At 36.4% G+C, this 14,535-nt stretch carries 10 protein-coding genes; 4 read left to right on the forward strand and 6 right to left on the reverse strand.

Going from position 1 to position 14,535, the window contains the following annotated elements:
* The first annotated feature begins 206 nt into the window (after positions 1-206).
* Positions 207-497, forward strand: a complete 291-nt coding sequence (locus tag B0X80_RS17555; protein WP_076420177.1) for an ArsR/SmtB family transcription factor — start codon at positions 207-209, stop codon at positions 495-497.
* A 5-nt stretch (positions 498-502) separates the two neighbouring features.
* On the opposite strand, the gene B0X80_RS17560 is transcribed toward B0X80_RS17555, so the two are convergent.
* Positions 503-1,510, reverse strand: a complete 1,008-nt coding sequence (locus B0X80_RS17560) for a GlxA family transcriptional regulator (protein WP_077342663.1) — start codon at positions 1,508-1,510, stop codon at positions 503-505.
* A gap of 136 nt (positions 1,511-1,646) precedes the next feature.
* Between B0X80_RS17560 and B0X80_RS17565 the strand changes: the two genes are divergently transcribed.
* Positions 1,647-3,548: a beta-ketoacyl synthase gene (locus B0X80_RS17565; protein ID WP_077342665.1), complete on the forward strand. Its 1,902-nt coding sequence runs from the start codon at positions 1,647-1,649 to the stop codon at positions 3,546-3,548.
* A gap of 192 nt (positions 3,549-3,740) precedes the next feature.
* Positions 3,741-4,145: a hypothetical protein gene (locus B0X80_RS17570; RefSeq protein ID WP_077342667.1), complete on the forward strand. Its 405-nt coding sequence runs from the start codon at positions 3,741-3,743 to the stop codon at positions 4,143-4,145.
* Between the two features lie 196 nt (positions 4,146-4,341).
* Here the strand turns inward: B0X80_RS17570 and B0X80_RS17575 are convergent, their stop codons facing one another.
* From B0X80_RS17575 to folE2, 3 genes are all read right to left on the reverse strand, one after another.
* Positions 4,342-5,757 carry an FAD-dependent oxidoreductase gene (locus tag B0X80_RS17575; RefSeq protein WP_077342669.1) on the reverse strand — a complete coding sequence of 472 codons (1,416 nt, stop codon included), beginning with the start codon at positions 5,755-5,757 and terminating at the stop codon, positions 4,342-4,344.
* Between the two features lie 28 nt (positions 5,758-5,785).
* A complete protein-coding gene (gene gltB / locus B0X80_RS17580; RefSeq protein WP_077342671.1) occupies positions 5,786-10,252 on the reverse strand; it encodes a glutamate synthase large subunit in 4,467 nt (1,488 codons plus the stop codon).
* Between the two features lie 499 nt (positions 10,253-10,751).
* Positions 10,752-11,678 carry a GTP cyclohydrolase FolE2 gene (gene folE2, locus B0X80_RS17585; protein ID WP_077342673.1) on the reverse strand — a complete coding sequence of 309 codons (927 nt, stop codon included), beginning with the start codon at positions 11,676-11,678 and terminating at the stop codon, positions 10,752-10,754.
* A gap of 309 nt (positions 11,679-11,987) precedes the next feature.
* On the opposite strand from folE2, the gene B0X80_RS17590 reads away from it, so the two are divergent.
* Complete coding sequence (locus tag B0X80_RS17590; protein ID WP_077342675.1) at positions 11,988-12,335, forward strand: Hpt domain-containing protein; 348 nt, start codon at positions 11,988-11,990, stop codon at positions 12,333-12,335.
* A 30-nt stretch (positions 12,336-12,365) separates the two neighbouring features.
* Here the strand turns inward: B0X80_RS17590 and arcA are convergent, their stop codons facing one another.
* A complete protein-coding gene (arcA, locus tag B0X80_RS17595; RefSeq protein ID WP_077342677.1) occupies positions 12,366-13,067 on the reverse strand; it encodes a two-component system response regulator ArcA in 702 nt (233 codons plus the stop codon).
* 330 nt (positions 13,068-13,397) lie between these two features.
* Positions 13,398-14,429: a methyltransferase gene (locus B0X80_RS17600; RefSeq protein WP_077342679.1), complete on the reverse strand. Its 1,032-nt coding sequence runs from the start codon at positions 14,427-14,429 to the stop codon at positions 13,398-13,400.
* Positions 14,430-14,535: the final 106 nt, after the last annotated feature.

Here is a 14,535-nt window from a genome sequence, read left to right on the forward strand (position 1 = left end):
TAAACTTAAAATGACCATAGCTATTACAACCGAGTACACCCATTTAGGTTTAGTGATGGCTAATTGTAAAACGCGTGAATAGAACAAAATGGACCTTTATGTATATTAGTAAATGCTAATGTACTTTTATATTAGCACTTTCTAATGTAATATCAAAAATTATTCACTAAAAATATTTTAAGAGTTAACTTTTGCCGATCCCCACTATTGATATTGCCGAAATGCGAACAAAAGCAACGCAGGCTGCAGAATTGCTAAAAGCGATGAGTAATGAAAACCGGTTACTTATTCTTTGTCATTTAGGTGAAAAAGAGATGTCGGTAACGGAACTTAATGGTTTTATCGATTTAAGCCAGTCGAGTTTATCCCAGCATTTAGCTCGATTACGTAACGATGGTTTGGTAAAAACGCGAAGAGAATCGCAAACTATTTTCTATAGTATTGCAAACCCGGCGGTTGTTAAGTTGATTGGTTTTTTACAAGCTGAGTTTTGTTAACAGATTTATTGTTGAGTAAATAGTTTTTTCCTCACCGTTGCTCGGTATGATCTGGGTGTAATTTTTAAGGTTTGTTTAAACAAGCGTGTTAAATTTGCCTGATCATGAAAACCAATTTGAAACGCTACTTCTTGAATAGATAGGTTACTTGACGCTAATAACTCTTGTGCTGTTTCTAGTCTTACCTTTTTCCAGTACTCTAAAGGGGTATTACCTGTAGCTGCCTTAAACCTGCGTGTGAATGTTCTTTGGCTAATACTAAACTTATTTGCCAGTTTGTTAATAGAAAGGGTTGATGACAAATTAGTGCGCATCCAAAATTGAATTTGCGTGATTAACTCATCTGGGTGTCGGTCTACTCCCCCCTCTAAATATCGCTGCTCTTCGTACGGTTTTCTTATTTCATGCGAGAAGTTTCGCTCTACATGTTGTGCGGCTTCTTCGCCATAGGTTTGATGAATTATATGTACAACAATATCTGCTAGGGCATTCAAACTCGCTGCACAATACATACGATCCGACTGCGTAATAAAAAAGTCGGGTTTTAAAGTAACCATAGGATAATCACGTTTAAATTGTTCTACATAATGCCAATGGGTTGTTGCAGGGTGATTATTTAACACGCCTGACTCTGCCATGAAACAAACACCTGTTCCTCCTCCAACTAATGTAGCTCCTTTTTGCCACATATTCTTTAACCATGAAATCATCTTAGGATATTTTTTTAACAAAGGTCTTGGGTTTCGCCATAAGCTGGGAATAAAAATAAAATCAGGCTTACTAGCTAATTCAATATTAAAATCAGGCTGGAGTTTTATTAATGCTCGAGTAATAACGGGTGATAGATCTTCTCCCACCATTTCAATAGATAAGCGTTTTGCTAACTTATTTTTACGTAAAGCAAAAGCTTCACCTGCTCGTAACATTTCTACAGGTAAACTAACACTTGTAGATAACATATGGTCATAAAGCATTAGAGCAACTTTAACTCTATTTAATTTTTTAGCGTTCATAAGGTGAAATATCAGCAGATATAATAATGTTTGGCTATTATTGTATTATTTTTGGCTTTATATGTATGTTTTTTGTTTAGGTTTAATCATAGAATAATGTTAATTAATTATTTAGATCACTATTTTAAGGTTTGTTATGACTGCTTTACCTCTTATTGTTGGCATGGGTGGCATTAATGCTTCGGGTCGCTCATCTTTTCATCAAGGATTTCGCCGTATTGTTATTGATAAATTAAATACAGAAGCAAGACAAGAAACTTTCGTTGGCTTAGCCACATTAATGAATTTAGTAAAAACGGACAATGGTAGTTTAGTTGATTCAGAAGGTAACATTGTTGCTAAGCAAGATATTGAAAAAATATTTGGACAACAAATACTTGATGGAACTTTGATCCGAAAAATTGAAAAAAATCATTTTGATCCTGATGCAACGCATTGGCATCAAAAAATTACCATGCAACAAGCCGATAACGCTATTTGTTTTGAAATGCGTAAAAGAGACTTACCTGTACCTTTACCTAGCGCATGGAAAATCACTGAATTAGAAGATAAAAAAGTACGTGTTGAAATTGAAGGCGAGCTTGAAGTAAAACACGATACTGTCCGCAATAACCCAATTAAAGCGGCTGGTCAGTTACCGACAGGTTTTGAGCCGGCTAACTTATACAATAGCCGTTATCAGCCTCGTGGTTTACAAACTACTATTTTTGGTGCTGCAGATGCTATTCATTCAACGGGTTTTTCGTGGGATGAAATTATTGCCAAAATAAGCCCTGATTTAGTGGGGACTTATTCAAGTTCAGGTTTTGGTCAAATGCAGGCTGAAGGTTTAGGCGGAATGATGAAAAACCGTTTAAATGGTGAACGTGTAACAACTAAAAACTTAGCCCTTGGTTTAAATAGTATGTCGTCTGACTTTATCAACGCTTATGTAACGGGTTCTGTTGGTACTACATCAACAGCAACAGGCGCTTGTGCTAGTTTTTTATATAACTTACGAAATGCTATTCAAGACATGAAAGCAGGCCGTATTCGTGTTGCTATTGTAGGTAGTAGTGAAAGCCCAATCACTCCTGAAATTATTGAAGGCTTTGGTAACATGAGTGCCTTAGCTAATGAAGAAGGTTTGAAAAAGCTTGATGGCATTACTGAAGGTGAAGCCGATCACCGTCGCACTAGTCGTCCGTTTGGCCAAAACTGTGGGTTCACTATAGGTGAAGCGGCACACTTTTTTGTATTGATGGATGACGCTTTAGCGATTGAATTAGGTGCTAAACCTTTAGGTTCTGTTGCTGATGTATTTATCAATGCTGATGGCGTTAAAAAATCGATTACAGCTCCAGGTCCAGGTAATTATATTACTATGGCTAAATCAGTGGCATTAGCGAATAGTGTTTTAGGTGAAGAGTCAGTACAAAAGCGTAGCTTTATTTTAGCTCACGGTTCAAGTACACCACAGAACAGAGTGACCGAATCGTTAATTTATGATCGTATTGCTAAAACCTTCGATATTAATGATTGGCCAATAGCTGCACCAAAAGCTTATGTAGGGCACACCATAGCACCTGCAAGTGGTGACCAATTTACTATGGCGTTAGGAATATTTGCTCATAATATTATGCCGGGTATTAACACCATCGATGCTGTAGCTGATGATGTATACGACGAGCATTTAAAAATTACTACAGAGCATTGGGATTGTGGTGCAATGGATGTCGCATTTATTAACTCTAAAGGCTTCGGTGGTAATAATGCGACGGCAACATTATTTTCGCCGTCCGTTACTTTATCAATGTTAGAAAAACGCTATGGTACAGAGGTATTTAATGCTTATATTGATAAAACAGAACAAGTGACTCAAGCTCAAAAAGTTTATCAAGAAAAAGCCGATAATGGTGAATTTGATTTAATCTATCGTTTTGGTAATGGCATGATTCAAGAAAGCGATATTGTGATGACGAAAGAAAGTATGAACATACCGAGTTTTGAATTAGCGATAGAGCTACCTAATCAAAACCCATTTGAGGATATGTTTTAGTTTTATAAACTTGGTTTAATATTTAAGCTTGAATGTTACGCATTCAAGCTTTTTTTTACTTAAATATAAGTAATTGTTGATTTTTCATACCCTAATGTTATATTTTTGTTAACGCGCATGTGCCAGATAAATAAAATAACTCATTCAATAGCTGCTAATGTGCGTTTAACATTCATATAACTGGAGAATATTATGAAAGGAATAATTAAAGGTTTAATTACTGTAGCTTTTGGTTTTAGCTTAACGCTAACTTCAGCAAATGCGGCAGATTGTAAAGGGATGTCTGCGTCTGCTTGTTCAAGTAGCTCATCGTGTAGTTGGGTAAAAGGCTATAAACGTAAAGATGGTGCTTCGGTTGCGGCACATTGTCGAACAGCTAAAGGTAAAAGTACACTTGAGAAAAAAGCTAAATCTAAAAAGGATGCGGCAACATCTAAAAGTAAAAGTACTAAAGCTGATATGACTAATAAAGCAAAATCAAAAAAAGATAAAGCTAAGTCTTCAATGAGCGATAAAAAAACACAGATGAAAGATAAAGCTAAATCGAAAAAAGATGCGGCTAAAGCTAAGAAAGCAAAAATGGAATCTAAGCTTTAATTGTTTCTCTATACATAAAATTGATTTCACTTAGCAAGCTCAATATTTATATTGAGCTTTTTTATTATTACAGAGCTACATTTTTGATGGTTTCAATTCGTAGTAATGACTAATGGAGTTCGTATTTTTTGACTAATAACTAAAAAAGCCTAAGCAACAGAGTTACTTAGGCTTTTTAAATATTGTGAGGTTTTATTTAATTACATACGTAATCAAGTATACCCAAAGCTGCTTTTCTGCCTTGGTCTACAGCAGTAACAACAAGGTCTGAACCTAATACCATATCACCACCAGCAAAGATGTTTTCTTTACTTGTTTGTAGCGCAAAATTACTATTTTCAACAGCGACAACACGGCCTCTAGAGTCAAGTTCTACACCGGCATCTTTCATCCACTGCGGAGGGCTTGGTAAGAAACCAAATGCAATAACAACAGCATCAGCTTCCATAATAAACTCAGAACCTTCAATGGCTTCTGGGTTACGTCTGCCATTAGCATCAGGAGCACCGAGTTGCGTTTTTACAAACTTAACACCGCAGGCGTTGCCATTAGCATCAATAGCAATATCTAAAGGTTGAATGTTAAAGGCAAAGTTTACACCTTCTTCTTTAGCATTTTGTACTTCACGTGGAGAGCCAGGCATGTTGGCTTCATCACGACGGTATGCACAGGTAACTTCTGTAGCTCCTTGGCGTACTGAAGTACGTACACAGTCCATCGCAGTATCACCACCACCAAGTACAATCACTTTTTTCTTATCAAAGCTAACATAAGGCTTAGCGTTTTCAGTAATACCCATTAAGTTTTGAGTATTGCCAATTAAGAAATCTAGTGCGTTGTAAACACCTGTTGCGCCTTCGTTATCGAAGCCACCAGTCATATCAGTGTAAGTACCTAAAGCTAAAAATACTGCATCGTATTCTTCGCTTAATGATTCAAATGTAATATCAACACCAACGTTAACATTTAATTTGAATTCGATTCCCATACCTTCAAAAATTTCACGACGTTTTTTGATAACCTCTTTCTCTAATTTGAATGAAGGAATACCAAAAGTTAACAAACCGCCAATTTCAGCGTGCTTATCGTAAACTACAGCGTCAATGCCATTACGTGTTAATACATCAGCACATGAAAGCCCTGCAGGGCCTGCGCCAATAATCGCTACTTTTTTACCTAGTTTTTCAACACCTGATAAATCAGGTCTCCAACCTTGGGCAAATGCAGTGTCAGTAATATATTTTTCAATATTACCAATGGTTACAGCGCCAAAGTCTTCATTTAATGTACAAGCCGACTCACATAATCTATCTTGTGGACAAACACGTCCACACATTTCAGGTAAGCTATTGGTTTGGTGACATAAGTCAGCCGCTTCAAAAATTTTACCTTCTGTGACTAGCTCTAGCCATTGTGGAATATAGTTGTGAACTGGACATTTCCATTCACAATATGGGTTACCACAATCTAAACAACGGTCAGCTTGACCAGCACTCTGTTCAGTACCTAGCGGCTGATAAATTTCAACGAAGTTAATTTTACGATCTTCGATTTTCTTTTTCGGCGGATCGATACGTTTAACGTCGATAAATTGATAAACATTTTTACTCATTCTGTTTCTTCCTCAATTCGCGTTCAGATTACTGTGCTTGAACGCGAAGTTCTGCAGATGAACGGCTACGATGGCCCAATAAAGTTTTCACATCAGTAGCTTTTGGTTTAACTAATTTAAATAATGGCGCAAATGCATCAAAATTAGCTAGAATTTCTTGTGCACGAATACTACCTGTTTCTTCAACGTGCTGACTGATAATGCCGCGTAAGTGTTCTTGGTGAATCGTTAGATCATCATTATCAATAGATAACATTTCGATAGACTCTTTATTCAAGCGAATATCTAAATCGTTTGCTTCATCAAGTACATAAGCGAAACCACCGGTCATACCTGCACCAAAGTTTACACCTACGCTACCCAGTACGGTAACAACACCACCTGTCATGTATTCACAAGTATGATCACCAGTACCTTCAACAACAGCATGACAACCAGAGTTACGAACACCAAATCGTTCACCAGCGCGTCCACATGCGTATAATTTACCGCCTGTCGCACCATATAAACAGGTGTTACCCATAATCATAGTTTCGTGTGAAAGGTAAGCAACACCTTTTGGTGGTTTAACTGTTAACTTACCACCAGCCATGCCTTTACCTACATAGTCGTTTGCATCACCCGTTAATGAAAGCTCTAAACCGCCAGCATTCCATACGCCAAAGCTTTGCCCAGCCGTACCTGATAAACTAATCTTAATTGGTGAAGCAGCCATACCTTGATCGCCATGATGACGAGCGATTTCACCAGATAAAGAGGCACCCACAGAGCGATCAGTATTTTGAATAGTAAATCTATATTCTCCGCCTGTACTATGCGCTATAGCATCTGAAGCCGCAGCTAACATTTCTTGGTTAAGCTTACCTTCGTCATACGCCACGTTATCTTCTGTTTTGTATTGAGCGGTATTAGGGCCTGCAATAACAGGTGCAATAATCGGAGATAAATCCAATTTCTGCTGTTTAGCTGTAATACCTGCTAAAGGTACTAATAAATCAGTTCTACCAATAATATCAGTTAAGCTTTCAACACCTAGTTTAGCTAAAATTTCACGTACGTCGTGCGCAATAAACTTGAAATAATTCATTACTTGATCAGGTAAGCCTTTAAAAAATTGCTCTCTAAGCACGTCATCTTGTGTTGCAACACCTGTAGCACAGTTGTTTAAATGACATATACGTAAGAATTTACATCCTAACGTTATCATAGGAGCTGTACCGAAACCAAAGCTTTCAGCACCTAAAATAGCAGCTTTAACAATATCGATTCCAGTTTTTAAGCCACCATCAACTTGTAAGCGTACTTTATGGCGTAAACCATTTGAAACAAGTGATTGATGAGCTTCAGCTAAGCCTAACTCCCACGGACAACCTGCATATTTTACAGAGGTTAATGGACTTGCGGCTGTACCACCGTCATAACCTGAAATAGTAATAAAGTCAGCGTAAGCTTTAGCTACACCAGAGGCAATAGTCCCAACACCTGGGCCTGAAACTAGCTTAACGGATACAACGGCTTTAGGGTTAACTTGTTTTAAATCAAAAATGAGCTGAGCTAAATCTTCAATTGAATAAATATCATGATGCGGAGGAGGTGAAATTAATGTTACACCTGGAACCGAGAATCTTAATTTAGCTATTAATGGCGATACTTTATCACCCGGTAATTGTCCACCTTCACCTGGTTTAGCACCTTGCGCTACTTTAATTTGTAGTACGTCAGCATTCACTAGGTAATGTGGGGTTACACCAAAGCGACCTGAAGCGATTTGTTTGATACGTGAGTTTTTCACTGTACCAAAACGTCGTTCGTCTTCGCCACCTTCACCTGAGTTTGAATAACCACCTAGGCGGTTCATTGCAATCGCTAAAGCTTCATGAGCTTCGGGACTCAATGCACCAATAGACATAGCTGCACTATCAAAACGTTTAAACATTTCGCTATCAGGTTCAACACGGCTAATATCAATGCTTTCAGTATCATCTTTTAATGCAAGAAGATCACGTAACATAGCAACTGGACGATTATTTACTGTATCTGCGTATGCACGATAGTCAGAATATTCACCCGAACGAACCGCTTTCTGTAAAGTACTTACAACATCAGGGTTATACGCATGGTATTCACCATTATGTACATACTTTAATAAACCGCCATGAGGTAGTTTTTGATGTGGTAAAAATGCTTTACGGGCCAAGTTAATGTTGTCTTGTTCAATATCTTCAAAATCTGCACCTTGAAGACGACTAGGCAACTCAGGGAAACAAAGTTTCATGATGTTATCGTTTAAGCCGATAACTTCAAATAAGCCTGCACAGCGGTAACTTGCGATCGTTGAAATACCCATTTTAGAGAGTATTTTTAACAAACCTTTGTCGATACCATTACGGTAGCTAACAACAGCTTCTCGAACAGGAAGATCAATTTGACCTTGTTCAACAAGTTGTTCAATAGTTTCATAAGCTAAGTATGGATAAATTGCTGTAGCGCCTAAACCAAGAAGTACGGCAAATTGATGCGAGTCACGTACTGAACCTGTTTCAACAACCATATTAGAATCACAACGTAGTTGTTCATCTACTAAACGTTTTTGTACAGCACCTACAGCCATGGCTGCAGGAATAGGTAACTTACCTTTTGCAATTTTACGGTCAGATAATATTAAAATAACCGTATTTTGGTTGCGTACTAAATCAACAGCTTCGTCACATACGCGAATTATAGCGGCTTCTAAACCCTCTGCTTGATCGTAATTTAAAGCTATTGTGTGACTTTTGTAATGTTCAGGGTCAAGTTCACGTAATTGCTTCAAGCCTGTGTACATAAGTACTGGCGTTTCAAATAAAATGCGATCGGCGTGACCTGTTGTTTCATTGAAAACGTTATGTTCACGACCAATACATGTGCCTAAAGACATAACGTAACGCTCACGTAATGGATCGATAGGTGGATTAGTGACCTGCGCAAATTGTTGACGGAAATAATCATACAAAGAACGAGATTGACTAGACAATACTGCCATAGGTGTATCATCACCCATAGACCCCGTAGCTTCTTGACCATTTTCAGCCATGGTTTTAACTACTTGATGAATTTCTTCATAGCTGTAATTAAATAATTTATGGTATGTAGCTATTTCTTTATCGTCAAAAACACGCTTACCAATAAGATCACCCGGTAATTCACCAAATGGTACTAAGCGGCGAATATTACTATCTAACCACTCTCTGTATGGATGACGTACTTTTAATTCATTATCGATAGCAGCAGAATTGAATACTTTACCTGTATAGGTATCTATAGCAAGCATTTCACCTGGGCCTACACGGCCTTTTTCTACTACTTCATCTTCGCCGTAATCCCAAATACCTACTTCAGAAGCGAGCGTAATGAATCCATTACGTGTAATAACGTAACGAGCAGGGCGTAAGCCATTTCTATCGAGGTTACAGGCAACATGGCGACCGTTAGTCATAACAACCCCAGCAGGGCCATCCCATGGTTCCATATGCATAGAGTTAAATTCGTAAAATGCTTTTAAATCATCATCCATACAAGGACTATTCTGCCATGCAGGAGGCATAAGTAGACGCATTGCACGGTATAAATCCATGCCACCAGCTAAAAATAGCTCAAGCATGTTATCTAATGATGAAGAGTCAGAACCACTTTCATTAACAAATGGTGCAGCATCTTGTAAATCAGGTAACAAAGGTGATTGGAAGCGGTATGTACGCGCTCGACTCCATTGTCTGTTACCTTTAATCGTATTAATTTCGCCATTGTGAGCTAAAAAGCGGAAAGGCTGCGCTAGGTGCCACTGTGGAGATGTATTCGTAGAAAAACGTTGATGGAATACACAGATCGCACTTTGTAAGCGTATATCAGCTAAATCTAAGTAAAAATTAGGTAAATCTACAGGCATAACTAAGCCTTTGTAGATAATTACTGAGCAAGATAAACTTGCAACGTAAAAACGCTCATCAGTAATACGTTTTTCAGCTCGACGACGTGCCATGTATAGACGACGTTCTAGATCACGGTTACGCCATCCTGGAGGAGCATCAACAAATACTTGTTCAATAGTAGGCAAGTTACCTGCTGCAATCTCACCTAAAATTGATTTATCAGTAGGAACAACTCTCCAGCCAACTAATGTTAGCGTTTCTCTTGATAATTCTTCTTCGAAAATCCTTTTAGAAAGAGCAGCTTCTATTGGATCAGGATTTAAAAATATCATCCCAACCGCATATTTACGACCTAATTGCCAATTATTTTCTTCGGCAATAGCACGAAAAAATGAATCGGGTTTTTGCATTAATAAACCACAACCGTCGCCTGTTTTACCATCGGCAGCAATACCGCCACGATGTTGCATACGGTCTAAAGCATGAATAGCGGTTTTAATGAGCTTATGGCTCGTTTCACCATGTTGATGAGCGATTAAACCAAATCCACAATTGTCTTTTTGGAAGTTGGGATCATAAAGCTGCATGTTGTCTCTCCTAATTATTATATCGTCTTGGCAATACAGGAATTAAAAAAAGAATAAAGTTATGTAAAAAATGCATAAACACCCTATTTTCTAGCCAAGAGGAACCCGCTAGATTAAACACTTTTTATAAAAAGGTCAATAAAAATAGAGCATTTGCTCGTAATTTACTTACATTTATTTATCCTATTGATTCTATTGTTTTTATTTTGATTTATTTTGTAGTTTTATAAGAGATAAAGGCCTGAAAATGATCGATTTAGTGCATTTATGCGTTATCTTATTCAATTATATGTAAATTTATTACATAGTTAGTTTGGTTATAGGTTATACATTAAATATTCAGTTTTTATTCATTTACGAAGGTGGTAATGAATAAAAACGAAAAAAAAGGAAAGTAATTATTAGTGGTGATCTTGTTAAGTTTTTGTAATATAAAAATAAAATTTTAGTTAGCCACAAAGTAGTTTTCTATGCAGAAAACTACTTTGATAAAAATACTTTAGGCTTGATAACCATTCGGTATACCTTTAGTGGTAACACTAACAGCATCATGCGCATGTAAAGATTCTAAATGGTTTATTTTTAGCCAAAAGTCATCGATATTACTTGTTTGATGCATTGCATGTTGTAATCGACGAGCTGCATCCTCACAAAACATTAAGTTTTGTCCGTTTAAACGTGCAAACTCTTGTTCATCTTCACGCTTTACTGCTGCTTGCACGGGAGTTTTTAATGCATTTTCTACAAGATCAACAAGGTAGGTTATTGGAAATTCTTGAGACTCTTTATTTAACAGCACTTTGATTTCAGCAACAGAACGTTGGCTATGCGGTGTAGCAACAACACCCTCAGTTGTTCCTAACCAAGCATGTACATCTTCTAAATCTACTTTATCTTGCGCACTAAATTTATCGGTGAAGGCTTTTTGGATAAGTTGCCTAGCAAGTGCTGCAGAACATGGACAGGTAGAAGAGTATCTGATATCAATACTTAATTCTATCGTTAATTTGCCTTTATTAACTCTACCTGTAATCGTTACAGGGTAAGCTTTCCAGCCTTGCTTTCCGCTAATCAGTGATTTTCTACGTAAATGATAATCAAAACTGAACTTCACTTTGGCATTATCACTTAAATCTTGATGGCTACTAATAAAGCCATCAAGTAGCGAAACTAAACTTGGTTGATCAAGCACACCACTATTAGATAGATCATCTAGTAGTAGATATAAACGAGACATGTGTATGCCTTTTGCTTTAGGATCTTTTAGATTAACAAATGCGTCAACATGTGCCGAAACCATACGTTCCGATTCGTTTTTCGATGCAACTATGATAGGCATCTCGATATTGCTCATACCTACCCAATCTAAAGTACCTTCAGTTTGTGCTGTAGTGTGATTGGCAATATCAGGCATTGATGTTGGCATTTATACTCCGCTATTTATAGCTAAATGTTGTAATGGCTTATTATGTGGTTACTTAAGCATTAAAATTCAAGGCACAGAGTTTATCGTATTTTTAATATGGATAAAGAACTAAAAATTTATCGTGTAGAACAATAAGTAATAATGGAATACTGTGCCCATATCTAAATCGCGGCTATTCTGACGGAAAGCTCATTTAAAATCAATATTTATGCAGGTTATCGATGATAAAAGTAAATGTTCGTATAACTTTTTTAACTGGCTTGATACAATAGTTTCTATTAAAAGTAGATCAAAGAAAAAGGAATAAAAGTGAATCAATCTGAGCACTTAGATTTAAGTTTGTTGCAAGGTTATATCGATAATTTAGGTAAATCTGTTGTACAACAGATGCTAGAACTTTATATCGGTCAATCCGCCATCTATATTGAAGAAATTTCAAATACAGTGGCGTCTGAAAAACAGAAGCTTTGGCAGGAAAGTTGTCATAAGATGAAAGGTGCTGCTGGTAGTGTAGGCCTGTTACTTGTACATAAAAAATTGGCTACTATTGAAAAAAGTGAAGAAGTTGAAGAAACGAAAAAATTATACTTAGAAGAATTAAGCGATTTAAATACAATTGCCTATAATGAATTTAGTGAATGGTTGAGTAAAGCATAGTAAATGCTTTACTCAATTATTTGAGAGTAATTAATCAACAGTACCGATGAATCGATATCCTTCACCATGAATGGTATTGATTAATTCAGTTGACCCTTCTATAGATTCAAAATGCTTACGTAGACGTCTAATTGTAACGTCAACCGTCCTGTCATTTGAACGTAAATCTCGACCAGTCATTTCTTTAATTAATTGTTGTCTTGTAACAATTTGTCCAGCATTTTCAATGAGAAGATGTAGTGCTCTATATTCACCTCGAGGGATCGCAATAACATCGCCATTCGGTGAAGTCATTTTTCTCGAGTTGCCGTCTAATGTCCACTTGTTAAATGTTATCACAGCATTATCTGACTCGGTATTAGTACTCGATATACGGCTTAGGATGTTTCTAGCTCTTATAGTAAGCTCTCTTGGATTAAATGGTTTTGTTAAGTAATCATCAGCCCCAATTTCTAATCCGAGTATTTTGTCTATGTCGCTATCTCGTCCAGTTAAGAATATTAAGCCCATATCTCTATTACTTGCCAGCTCTCTAGCAAGTAATAAACCGTTCTTTCCAGGGAGATTAATATCCATAATTACTAGGTTAATAGCATGTTGCTGTAGTTGTTGATCCATACTCTCGCCATCTGTTGCTTCAGATACAAGATAACCTTCTGCTTCAAATAAATTTCGTAGGCTAAATCGTGTAACTTCTTCGTCTTCTACGATAAGTATATGAGTTTTTTGCATTTGATTTCGTCCAGGTAAATTCTGTCTATCTATAGTATTTGTATGCTATAAAACGAGAATTAGTTTGTTTATTATTGGTTAACTAGCCGATTGTATATTATGTTATATAACCCTGAGCTAAAACACAATGCTGCTGCAGGTTTATAGAATATAAAAAATATTCATATTGGCTAAGAAATAATCTAACCTTCCTCTAATACTATTTAAGTTAACACAAATTTTACATTTTGCATTAATTAGCGACATTAATTTTTAAGATATTTGTAAAAGAAGAGTGTTTACCTATGTTTTTAGCAATAAACGTATGTATTTTATACAAGTGAGAAGGTCTTATATTGTACATTTATAAATAGTAAATCCTTTTTCTGAAACGAGGCGAGATGTTGTACCTATCGCTGTTTTCATTATAGGTTCGTATTTTAAAAAACTATTAGCAACTATGAAAACATGAGCTTTATCATGTAAGTGTTTTTTAATACCTGTTAAAAAGCTTTCTGTGGCATGGTAGTTCGTTGATATTCCCTGATGAAAAGGAGGGTTTGAAACGATAACATCGTATTTGTTTTTTACTTCTGACAAACTATTCGATGCGAATACATTACCGTTTAAGTTATTTACTTCAAGTGTTTTTCGTGATGATTCAAGAGCCAGGGCACTTACATCCAACAAATTGAGTGTAACTTCGGGGTGCTTTTTCCCAATAAAACTTGCTATAACGCCTGCACCACAACCAAAGTCTAAAGTATTACCGTTTTGAATGGTTGGTAAGTGCTCTAATAGTATTCGGGTGCCTTTATCTAAGCCTTTCTGGCTAAATACGCCTGGTAATGCTGCAACCTTTATTTTTATGTTGTTTATTTCAATGTCGTAATATCCATACCAATTTTCTAATGTAAAGGTGGGGATATTTTGTAATAAGTTTGCTGCAAATAATAAACAATGCCGAGCAGAATCAAATTTCTGACAATTGATTAGCGTGTTACTTGTGGTTTTTTCTATTGATTTAATCCCGCTTTTATTTTCTCCGACTATAATTATTTTTGTGTCAGCATTTGTGGCGTGCGAAATCATGTTTAAAGTAAAGTTTAGCTCTGCTTTACTCTTAGGAAATGCGATAATAACCAAGTCGTGTATTTTTTCTGTGTGATAATGAGCAGAAAAAGTACAGTGAATATTGTTATTTTGTAGATGAAGGGAATAATCTTCAAAATTTGTATTGTAGCAAAAGAGTTGAGTTTGAGAGTATTGAGTTAAGTATTCATGAATAAAACTATCATGTTTTAGGTTAATAAATAAAGGTGTTTTGGCCTCTAAGTTGTTAATGTTTCTTGATAATATTTGGTTTATATTGTTCGACGACATACTGTTTCACTAAGCACACTTTATAATTATTGCTCATTCTACTGTAATCATTACCTTGATCCTAATGACTTGAACAATTGTAAACGTAATAAAGCATTTCATTTAC

Origin of the sequence: Pseudocolwellia agarivorans (assembly GCF_002000085.1) — a bacterium.
Taxonomy (GTDB): domain Bacteria; phylum Pseudomonadota; class Gammaproteobacteria; order Enterobacterales; family Alteromonadaceae; genus Pseudocolwellia; species Pseudocolwellia agarivorans.

Excerpts from the sequence above, each read along its gene's own strand:
- B0X80_RS17560 (WP_077342663.1), bottom strand. The coding sequence starts at position 1,510 with ATGAACGCTAAAAAATTAAATAGAGTTAAAGTTGCTCTAATGCTTTAT.
- B0X80_RS17565 (WP_077342665.1), top strand. The coding sequence starts at position 1,647 with ATGACTGCTTTACCTCTTATTGTTGGCATGGGTGGCATTAATGCTTCG.
- B0X80_RS17570 (WP_077342667.1), top strand. The coding sequence starts at position 3,741 with ATGAAAGGAATAATTAAAGGTTTAATTACTGTAGCTTTTGGTTTTAGC.
- B0X80_RS17575 (WP_077342669.1), bottom strand. The coding sequence starts at position 5,757 with ATGAGTAAAAATGTTTATCAATTTATCGACGTTAAACGTATCGATCCG.
- gltB (WP_077342671.1), bottom strand. The coding sequence starts at position 10,252 with ATGCAGCTTTATGATCCCAACTTCCAAAAAGACAATTGTGGATTTGGT.
- folE2 (WP_077342673.1), bottom strand. The coding sequence starts at position 11,678 with ATGCCAACATCAATGCCTGATATTGCCAATCACACTACAGCACAAACT.
- arcA (WP_077342677.1), bottom strand. The coding sequence starts at position 13,067 with ATGCAAAAAACTCATATACTTATCGTAGAAGACGAAGAAGTTACACGA.
- B0X80_RS17600 (WP_077342679.1), bottom strand. The coding sequence starts at position 14,429 with ATGTCGTCGAACAATATAAACCAAATATTATCAAGAAACATTAACAAC.